We start from the raw sequence: 8,750 nt of genomic DNA, 5'->3' as shown, positions 1-8,750 counted from the left end.
TCCGTCGTCGGCAGCGTCAGATGTGTATAAGAGACAGCCCTGGCCCTGCTCGACCGGCTGCCCGTCAAGGGCCGCGCGCCGAAGACCGGGTATGCCCGCGAGCAGTTCGGGCCCGCGTGGACCGACGACGTCGACGTGGCGGGTGGACACAACGGCTGCGACACGCGCAACGACGTGCTGCGCCGCGACCTCACCTCCGCGCGCGTGAAGCCGGGAACGCACGACTGCGTCGTGCTGTCGGGGCGTCTCGCCGACCCCTACACCGGACACGTCATCCTGTTCCACCGGGGCGCGTCGACGTCGTCGCAGGTCCAGATCGACCACGTCGTGGCGCTGGGCGACGCGTGGGTCAAGGGCGCCCGGCGGCTGTCCGCTGCTCAGCGCACCGCCCTGGCCAACGACCCCCTCAACCTCCTGGCCGTCGACGGCCCCACCAACAGTGCCAAGCGGGACTCGGACGCAGCCTCGTGGCTCCCACCGAACCGCGCCTTTCGCTGCACGTACGTGGCGCGCCAGGTGGCGGTGAAGACCCGGTACCACCTCTGGGTGACTGCCGCGGAGAAGGCCCAGGTGTCACGCCTCCTCACCGCGTGCGCCCGCCCGCCAGGTGACTCGTGAGGCCACTCGCGAAGGTGACTCGTGAGGCGAGCGCCCGGCGCGCGAGAATGCCCGGCATGACCGACCCCGGGCGCGCTCGCGAGGCACGACAGCTCCTGGTCGCCCAGACCGGGCGCACCGCCACCGGCGCGCTGGAGGACCCCGCGCTCGTGGCCGCGGTCGTCGGCGTCGAGCGGCTCGTCGTCGCCACCGGCTCGACCGACGCGCAGACGCTGCGGGCTGCCCTCGAGGGCCGGACCGTCCCGGGCGCGGACGCCGCCGCGGTCGCGACCCTCGTCGCGGAGGCCGAGCGCCACGTGATCGCCGGACTGGCCCGGCGCGCCTCCGGCCAGTCGGTCGACGCCGGCGTCATCAACCCCGACGCCGGTACGTACCGGATGACGACCGACGCGACGCTGCTGCGTGCCGCCGTCCGCGCCGCACAGCGTTCCTTCGAGCAGATGCCCTACTACCGCGTGCGGTACGGCGAGAGGGGGTCGCGTTTCGCGAGCAGCGACTCGGCGTGGCTCATCTCACTGGCGCCCCTCGGCGAGGACCGGGCGACGCGTCAGGTGCGGTGGCTCTCGGGCGTGCTCGCCGGACGCGGCATGCCCTCGTGGTTGCTGGAGACCCACCTGCACGAGCTGGTCCTCGAGGTGCGGGCCGCCGTCGGCGACGACGCGGTCGGCGCCCTGCCCGCGGCTCGGGACGCCCTGGCAGCGGGCCGTCGCCGTCACGTCGACGACGGCCTGCTCGTGCAGGCCGACGCGTGGGCCGTGTCGGCGCTCGGCGAGGCCCTGCCGGTGCCGCGCGCCGGGGCTCTCGTGGCCGCGGCGGCCGCCGACGACCTCGCCGGCGTCACCGCCGACGACCACTCGCTCATGGACTGGCTGACCGACCCCCAGCGCACGGACCCGTCAGCAGCCGCCGCGCTGCACGAGGTGCGTCGACGCATCCGGGCCGCCGCCCACCCCTGAGCCGGCGGCATCCCCGGGCACCGGACGGGCCTAGAAGTTCGTCGCCATGTTCTGGAACCGGCTGAAGTGGCCCTGGAAGGCGACGACGATGGTGTCCGTCGGACCGTTTCGGTGCTTGGCCACGATGAGGTCGGCCTCGCCCTCGCGGGGGCTGTCGCGCTCGTAGGCGGCCTCACGGTGCAGGAGGATGACCATATCGGCGTCCTGCTCGATCGAGCCCGACTCGCGCAGGTCGCTCATCGCGGGCTTCTTGTCGGTGCGCTGCTCGGGGCCACGGTTCAGCTGCGAGATGGCGATGACGGGCACCTCGAGCTCTTTGGCGAGCAGCTTGAGAGCACGTGAGAACTCCGAGACCTCTTGCTGACGGGACTCGACGCGCTTGCCGCTCGACATGAGCTGCAGGTAGTCGATGACGACGAGCTTGAGGTTGTGCCGCTGCTTGAGCCGTCGGCACTTGGCGCGGATCTCCATGAGCGACATGTTGGGCGAGTCGTCGATGAACAGGGGCGCGTCGGAGACCCGGCCCATGGTCGAGGCCAGCCGCGTCCAGTCCTCCTCACGCATCGTGCCCTTGCGCATGTGCTGGAGCTGGATGCCGGCCTCGGCCGAGAGCATGCGCATCGTGATCTCGGTGCGGCTCATCTCGAGGCTGAAGACGACGGCGGCCATCTTGTGCTTGATCGCCGCCGACCGGACGATGTCGAGCCCGATCGTGCTCTTGCCCATGGCCGGTCGAGCGGCGATCACGATCATCTGGCCGGGGTGCAGACCGTTGGTCAGGGCATCGAGATCGGTGAACCCCGTTGGGACGCCGGTCATCTCGCCGGAACGGCCGGAGGCCACCTCGATCTCGTCGACCGTTGCCTCGATGATGTCGCCGATGGCGTGGTAGTCCTCGCCGCCGCGCTTGTCGGCGACGGCGTAGACCTCGGCCTGGGCCGCGTTGACGATGTCCTCGACGTCACCGCCGCCCTGGGCGTACCCCAGCTGGACGATGCGGGTGCCGGCCTCGACGAGGCGACGGAGGACGGCGCGTTCGGCGACGATCTGGGCGTAGTAGCCGGCGTTGGCGGCGGTGGGCACCGACGCGATGAGCTGGTGCAGGTAGGCCTGGCCGCCGACGCGGGTGAGGTCGCCGCGCTTGGTCAGCTCGTCCGAGACGGTGATGGCGTCGGCGGGCTCACCGCGCCCGTAGAGGTCGAGGATCGCGTCGTAGATGAGCTCGTGCGCGGGCCGGTAGAAGTCGGTGCCCTTGAGCTGCTCGACACAGTCGGCGATGGCGTCCTTGGACAGGAGCATGCCGCCGAGGACGGACTGCTCGGCGCCGACGTCCTGCGGCGGGAGCCGGTCGTCGGGCGGGCCCGCCTCACGTGTCGACGACGCGAACGCGCTGGTGCTCAGCTCGTCGAGCGACACGGACCCACCTTCCCCTGACTGACGGAACTACATCGGTGCAACTTCAGTAGACACCCATCCACCGACAGGCGCCGACAGGACCCGAGTCCGTCGAGTCGTGCCGCCCTCCCAAGAGCACCGACACACCGTAGGGCGGCTGCGGCGGCACGGACAACCTGGGGGCGGGGGCATCGTCTCCTGCCTGTGGACAACCGGTGGACGACGATCCGCGACACGCCGTCAACAGGTGTGGACAAGGTGTGTGCACAACTGTGGGGAGGCGTCCGCCCCGATCTCCGCACACCCACTCTGACCTGCGACGACGAGCGTCCACGGGGTGTGGAGGAGAGATTCCACGACCCTGTGGGGTTGTCCACAGAAGCTGGAGCTGCCATCCGTGAACAACTGCGGGGACTCCCTTTACCACCTCGTGGATCGTCGCGTGGTCGGTTCGGCCAGACCCGCGGCCGACGCGTCGTAGTAGTCGCGGTTGCGCAGCCCCGCCGCGGCCGCCTCGTCGAGGACGACGACGGCGTCGGCGTGCCACTGGATCACCGACGCGGGACACGACGCCGACAGCGGCCCCTCGACGGCCGCGGCCACGGCGGCCGCCTTGCCGGCGCCGGAGGCGACGAGGACAAGCCGACGCGCGTCGAGGACGGTACCGAGGCCCTGCGTGACGCAGTGGGTCGGGACGGCGTCGACGTCGTCGCCGAAGAAGCGGGCGTTGTCCCGGCGCGTGCGGTCCGACAGCCGCTTGACGCGGGTCCGCGAGGCGAGAGACGAGCCGGGCTCGTTGAACCCGAGGTGACCGTTGGCGCCGATGCCGAGGATCTGCACGTCGACGCCACCCACGGCCAGGATCTCTCGCTCGTACTCCCTTGCCCCCGAGGCGAGCTCGCGTTCGGTGGTGCCGGACCCGTCCGGGACGTGGAGCCGCTCCGGGGGCAGCCCGAGCGGTTCGCAGACCTCACGCAGCAGCACCTGGCGGTAGGACTCCGGATGGCCCTCGGGCAGACCGACGTACTCGTCCAGGGCGAAGCCGTGGGCCCGTCGCAGGTCGAGCCGGCCGTCCTCGACGGCCCGCGAGAGCTCGGCGTAGAGCCCCAGCGGCGAGGACCCGGTCGCGAGCCCGAGCACGGGTTCGGGCCGCCCGGCGTCGGTGAGCCCGACCAGGACGACCTGGGCGGCGCGCCGGGCGACGTCGGCAGGCTTCGGCAGGACGATGACCTCCATCAGCCCACCTGCTCGCCGGAGCGGCCGGTCCTGTCCAGCCGGGAGGCGGCGACGGTTGTCACCGTCATGAGGCGCTGCTGGGTCGTCATTCGTGGTGCCTTCCGGGAACGTGCGGTGGTGGCTGGGGCCGAGGGATGCGGGCGAGAGGATCCGGCGTGAGGGTCCGGGCGTGAGGCCCCGGGCGGGCCGGGAAGCGGCGGTTGGCTCAGCGTCAGGCGACGCCGAGCTGCTCCCAGAGGACGAGGACGGCGGCACCGCGAAGGACGATGTCGTCGGAGCGGTCGGCGAGGCGGACGCTCAGGTCGGCCTCGGGCCGGGCGAGCAGGCGGGCACGGAGCGTCTCCTCCACGGCGTCCCGCAGCGCGCCTCCGACGAGGTGCTCGGGTCCGGACAGCACGACCTCGGACAGGTCGAGCGCGGCGACGATGGGAGCGAGGGCGATGCCGAGCCGCTCGCCGGCCTCCCGCAGGGGCGCCTCGTCGCCCGAGGTCGCGAGCGCCTTCTCCAGGTGCGGGGCGGACACCCACGTCTCGAGGCAGCCCACCTTGCCGCAACGACAGGGTGCGCCGCCGTCGGTGCCGACGGTGACGTGCCCGATCTCGCCGGCGGCGAAGTGGGCCCCGCGGACGCGGTGGCCGCCGACGATGACACCACCACCGACGCCGCGACCGATCTTGACGAGCACGAGGTCGTCGCCGCCGTCCCCGAGCGTGTAGTGCGCGTGCACGGCGGCGTCGGCGTCGTTGACGACGAAGACGGGCAGGTCGGTGGCACCGGCGACGACGTCGCGCAGGGGCACGTCGGTCCAGCCGAGGTTGGGCGCGGTGTCGATGGCGCCCTCGGGGCCCACGATGCCGGGCGTGCCGATGCCGATCCCGAGGATCGGCGCCGTCGCGGCCCCGACGAGCTCGTGGACGAGGTCGAGCACGGAGTCGAGGACGGCCTGGCCGGAGTCCTCGCCGATGGGGCGCTCGGCGCGCACGAGGATGGTGCCGTCGAGGTCCATGACGGCGCCGCGGAGCACCTCGTGGGCCGCGAGGTCGACCCCGATGGCCTGCAGGCCGGTGCGGTTGACGTCGACGAGCAGGGCCGGCTTGCCGGGGCGCACCTCGTCGGAGGGGCCGAGCTCGACGGCGTGGCCGCTGTCGACGAGCTCGGCGACGAGGTCCGAGACGGTCACCTTGCTCATGCCCAGACGGCGGGCGAGGTCGGCACGGCTCATCGCGCCGACCGAGTAGAGCAGCTGGAGCACGAGCGACAGGTTGTGCCGGCGGCCGTGAGCGGGGAGCACGGCGGTGCGCGGGGACACGCGTCCGGCGCGGGGCGGGGCGGTCGTCATGGAGGTTAGTAAACTTTACGAACTTCCATGTCCGCAAGGCCTCACCCGACAGATCCGCCCGCCCGGACGGCCGTCGCGGCCCGCGAACGCGCTGCCCGACGGCGGGGCGACATACCCTCGGAGCATGTGCCGCAACATCCGACAGCTCCACAACTTCGAGCCGCCCGCCACGAGCGACGAGGTCCGCGCCGCCGCCCTCCAGTACGTGCGCAAGGTGAGCGGCAGCACCCGGCCCAGCCAGGCCAACCAGCACGCCTTCGACGAGGCCGTCGAGGCGATCGCCCACGCCACCCAGCACCTGCTCGACCACCTGACGACGAGCGCCCCGCCCAAGGACCGCGACGTCGAGCGCGAACGGGCCCGCGCCCGCAACGCCGTCCGCTTCGGCACCCCGGCCTGACGGCCGACGCCGGCGAGCGCCCGCCGTGGGCTTCTGGGCCGAGCAGGTGACGCCGCGCCTCGTCGCGGCCGGTGGCGAGGACGAGTCCATCCGGGCACTGCGCTCCCGCGCCTGCGAAGGTCTGCGCGGTGACGTCGTCGAGCTCGGGTTCGGCAGTGGCCTCAACGTCGGCCTCTACCCGGACGCCGTGACGCGCATCGTCGCGGTCGAGCCCTCGGACGTGGGGTGGCGGCTGGGCGCCGGGCGACGCTCGCGCAGCTCGGTCCCCATCGTCCGCGGCGACCTCGACGGGCAACGCCTCAGCCTCCCGGACGCCAGCGTCGACGCGGTCCTGTCGACCTTCACCCTGTGCACGATCCCGGACGTGACGGCGGCCCTCGACGAGGTGCGGCGCGTGCTGAAGGAGGGCGGCACCCTGCACTTCCTCGAGCACGGCGTCGCCCGGGACGAGGGCGTTCGTCGGTGGCAGCGCCGTCTCGAGCCCCTGCAGAGGCGCGTGTTCGACGGGTGCCACCTGACGCGTCCGATCGACCGGCTCGTCGAGGGGTCCGGACTGGCCCTCGTCGAGGTCGAGCGGGCGTATGCGCCCCTGCCCCGCCTCATGCGCCCGTGGGTCTTCGGCTACCTCGGCCGCGCGGTCAAGCGCTCACGCTTCGATCACGGGCCGGCGGCGTCGGACCCGGCCGCTACCGTGGAGCAATGAGGACCGGACCGCACCCCGCCCTGGCCTCGGAGGTGCGGACCGTTCTGCTCGCCGGCGCCGACGCGGAGCGCGCCGCGGGCCAGCAGCGCTACATGAAGTCGGCGCTGCCGTACGCCGGCCTCACCTCGCCCCGGCTCAAGGCTGCACTGACTCCCCTCCTGCGCGACCCCCGCCTCCGGATGGAGTCGCGCGAACAGTGGCAAGCCACCATCGAGCAGCTCTGGCGCACCGCCACCCACCGTGAGCAGTGGTACGCCGCCCTCGCCCTCGCGCGTCACCCCGCGTACCGGCACTGGGTCGACAGCGACGCGATGCCTTTGTGGGAGAGGCTGATCCGCGCCGGCGCCTGGTGGGACGTCGTCGACGACATCGCGACCCACCTCGTGCGCGACACGCTCGCCGGCGCTCCGCAGGTCGAGGGGTTGCGGATGCGCGACTGGTCCGGCAGCGACTCGATGTGGGTGCGGCGAGCCTCGATCATCTGCCAGGTCGGTGCGGGGCCGCGCCTCGACCAGGACCTGCTCACCGCCACCATCGAGGCGAATATCGAGGACCGGGACTTCTTCATCCGCAAGGCGATCGGCTGGGCGCTGCGCGACCACGCGCGCCACGACCCCGCGTGGGTGCGCGCGTTCGTGTCCGCGCATCCCGGCCTGTCCGGACTGTCCCGCCGCGAGGCCCTCAAGCACCTCGGCCCGCCCACGCTCGACGCCCCGTCCGCCGCCGCCCGGGTGGCGCAGGCATGAGCGCCCCCGCACCGACGACGCACCGTCGCGACATCCTCCGGCTCGCCGTCCCGGCGTTCCTGGCCCTCATCGCCGAGCCGCTCTTCCTCCTGGCCGACTCGGCGATCGTCGGCCACCTCGGCACGGCGCAGCTGGCCGGACTCGGCGTGGCGAGCGCGGCTCTCGTGACCGCCGCCGGCATCTTCGTCTTCCTGGCCTACGGCACGACGAGCGTCGTCGCCCGCCACCTCGGCGCCGGCGACGACCGCGCGGCCATCGGCGCCGGCATCGACGGCCTGTGGCTCGCCCTCGGCCTCGGCGCGGGCACGGCGGTGCTCACCGCCCTCGCGGCCCGCCCGATCTGTGCCGCGTTCGGCGCGTCCCCGGAGGTCCTCGAGCAGGCGACGACGTACCTGCGCATCTCCGCGCTCGGCCTGCCCGCGATGCTCGTGGTGCTCGCCGTCACCGGCGTGCTCCGCGGGCTCCAGGACACGACGACCCCGCTCGTCGCGTCGGTCGTCGGGTTCGGTGCGAACGTCGCACTCAACCTCACCTTCGTCTACGGGTTGCACTGGGGCATCGCCGGATCCGCCTGGGGCACCGTCATCGCCCAGACCGGCATGGCAGCGGGGCTCGTCACCGCCCTGCTCGTCAAGGCGCGTGCACGCCACGCCAACCTGCGGCCCCATCCGGGACGCGTCCTGGCCGCTGCGCGCACCGGCGTCCCGCTGCTCGTGCGTACGCTCGCCCTCCGCGCCACGCTGCTCCTCACGACGTGGGTGGCCGCGTCGCTCGGCGACGTCACCCTCGCAGCGCACCAGGTGGCGATGACGGTGTGGTCGTTCCTCGCCTTCGCCCTCGACGCGCTCGCCATCGCGGCCCAGGCCATCACCGGCCGCGCCCTCGGCGCGGGTGACCGCGAAGGCGTCCGCGTCGCCATGGGCACGATGGTCCGCTGGGGGGTGTGGGGCGGCCTCGCGGTCGGCCTCGTCGTGACGGCGCTGCACGGGGTCCTGCCGGCTCTGTTCACCGGCGACCCCGCGGTGCGCGACGCGCTCGGCGCGGCCCTCGTCGTCGTCGGACTCGGCCAGGCGGTGGCCGGCTACGTCTTCGTCCTCGACGGCGTGCTCATCGGCGCCGGCGACGGGCGCTGGCTGGCCGGGGGCATGGTCGTGACGCTCCTCGCCTACCTGCCGGTGGTCCTCGCGGTGCGGGCGGTGGGGCCGACCGGCTCGGCGGTGCACGACGTCGTCGTCCTGTGGCTCGCGTTCACGCTGTTCATGGTGGTCCGCGGCGCCGGCCTGTGGTGGCGGGGCCGCCAGGACGACTGGATGGTCGTCGGCGCGACGTAGCGCAAGATGGCGCCAGGTCGCGCCTT

Annotated in this window: 9 protein-coding genes; 6 read left to right on the top strand and 3 right to left on the bottom strand. The window is 73.1% G+C overall.

All coding sequences use genetic code 11. From position 1 onward, the window contains the following. Positions 1–135 precede the first annotated feature (135 nt). Together ACR9ZK_RS09855 and ACR9ZK_RS09850 are read left to right on the top strand one after the other, a co-directional pair. Positions 136–618 carry an HNH endonuclease family protein gene (locus tag ACR9ZK_RS09855; protein WP_481341719.1) on the top strand — a complete coding sequence of 161 codons (483 nt, stop codon included), beginning with the start codon at positions 136–138 and terminating at the stop codon, positions 616–618. Between the two features lie 56 nt (positions 619–674). After that, on the top strand, positions 675–1,574 hold the full coding sequence (locus ACR9ZK_RS09850; RefSeq protein WP_481341718.1) for a hypothetical protein: 900 nt from the start codon (positions 675–677) through the stop codon (positions 1,572–1,574). A gap of 30 nt (positions 1,575–1,604) precedes the next feature. Here the strand turns inward: ACR9ZK_RS09850 and dnaB are convergent, their stop codons facing one another. The 3 genes from dnaB to ACR9ZK_RS09835 form a co-directional block, all read right to left on the bottom strand. Next, positions 1,605–2,990, bottom strand: coding sequence for a replicative DNA helicase (dnaB, locus tag ACR9ZK_RS09845; protein ID WP_481341717.1), 1,386 nt, complete (start codon positions 2,988–2,990; stop codon positions 1,605–1,607). 399 nt (positions 2,991–3,389) lie between these two features. Further along, complete coding sequence (locus ACR9ZK_RS09840; protein WP_481341716.1) at positions 3,390–4,205, bottom strand: glucosamine-6-phosphate deaminase; 816 nt, start codon at positions 4,203–4,205, stop codon at positions 3,390–3,392. 211 nt (positions 4,206–4,416) lie between these two features. Beyond that, on the bottom strand, positions 4,417–5,544 hold the full coding sequence (locus tag ACR9ZK_RS09835) for an ROK family transcriptional regulator (protein WP_481341715.1): 1,128 nt from the start codon (positions 5,542–5,544) through the stop codon (positions 4,417–4,419). A gap of 124 nt (positions 5,545–5,668) precedes the next feature. Here ACR9ZK_RS09835 and ACR9ZK_RS09830 point away from each other — a divergent pair, with 124 nt between their 5' ends. From ACR9ZK_RS09830 to ACR9ZK_RS09815, 4 genes are read left to right on the top strand one after another with little or no spacing between them, the layout of a single operon-like run. Continuing rightward, positions 5,669–5,944, top strand: coding sequence for a DUF2277 domain-containing protein (locus tag ACR9ZK_RS09830; protein ID WP_481341714.1), 276 nt, complete (start codon positions 5,669–5,671; stop codon positions 5,942–5,944). A gap of 25 nt (positions 5,945–5,969) precedes the next feature. Next, positions 5,970–6,647 carry a class I SAM-dependent methyltransferase gene (locus ACR9ZK_RS09825; protein WP_481341713.1) on the top strand — a complete coding sequence of 226 codons (678 nt, stop codon included), beginning with the start codon at positions 5,970–5,972 and terminating at the stop codon, positions 6,645–6,647. Continuing rightward, entirely contained in the window at positions 6,644–7,393 is a 750-nt protein-coding gene (locus ACR9ZK_RS09820) for a DNA alkylation repair protein (protein ID WP_481341712.1), read from the top strand. Before ACR9ZK_RS09825 ends, ACR9ZK_RS09820 begins: the two co-directional genes overlap by 4 nt. Next, positions 7,390–8,724, top strand: a complete 1,335-nt coding sequence (locus tag ACR9ZK_RS09815) for an MATE family efflux transporter (RefSeq protein ID WP_481341711.1) — start codon at positions 7,390–7,392, stop codon at positions 8,722–8,724. Before ACR9ZK_RS09820 ends, ACR9ZK_RS09815 begins: the two co-directional genes overlap by 4 nt. The last annotated feature ends 26 nt before the right edge of the window (positions 8,725–8,750 follow it).

It is taken from the genome of Monashia sp. HAY1-5C (genome assembly GCF_056755255.1).
This window is presented reverse-complemented; position numbering and strand designations above follow the sequence as displayed.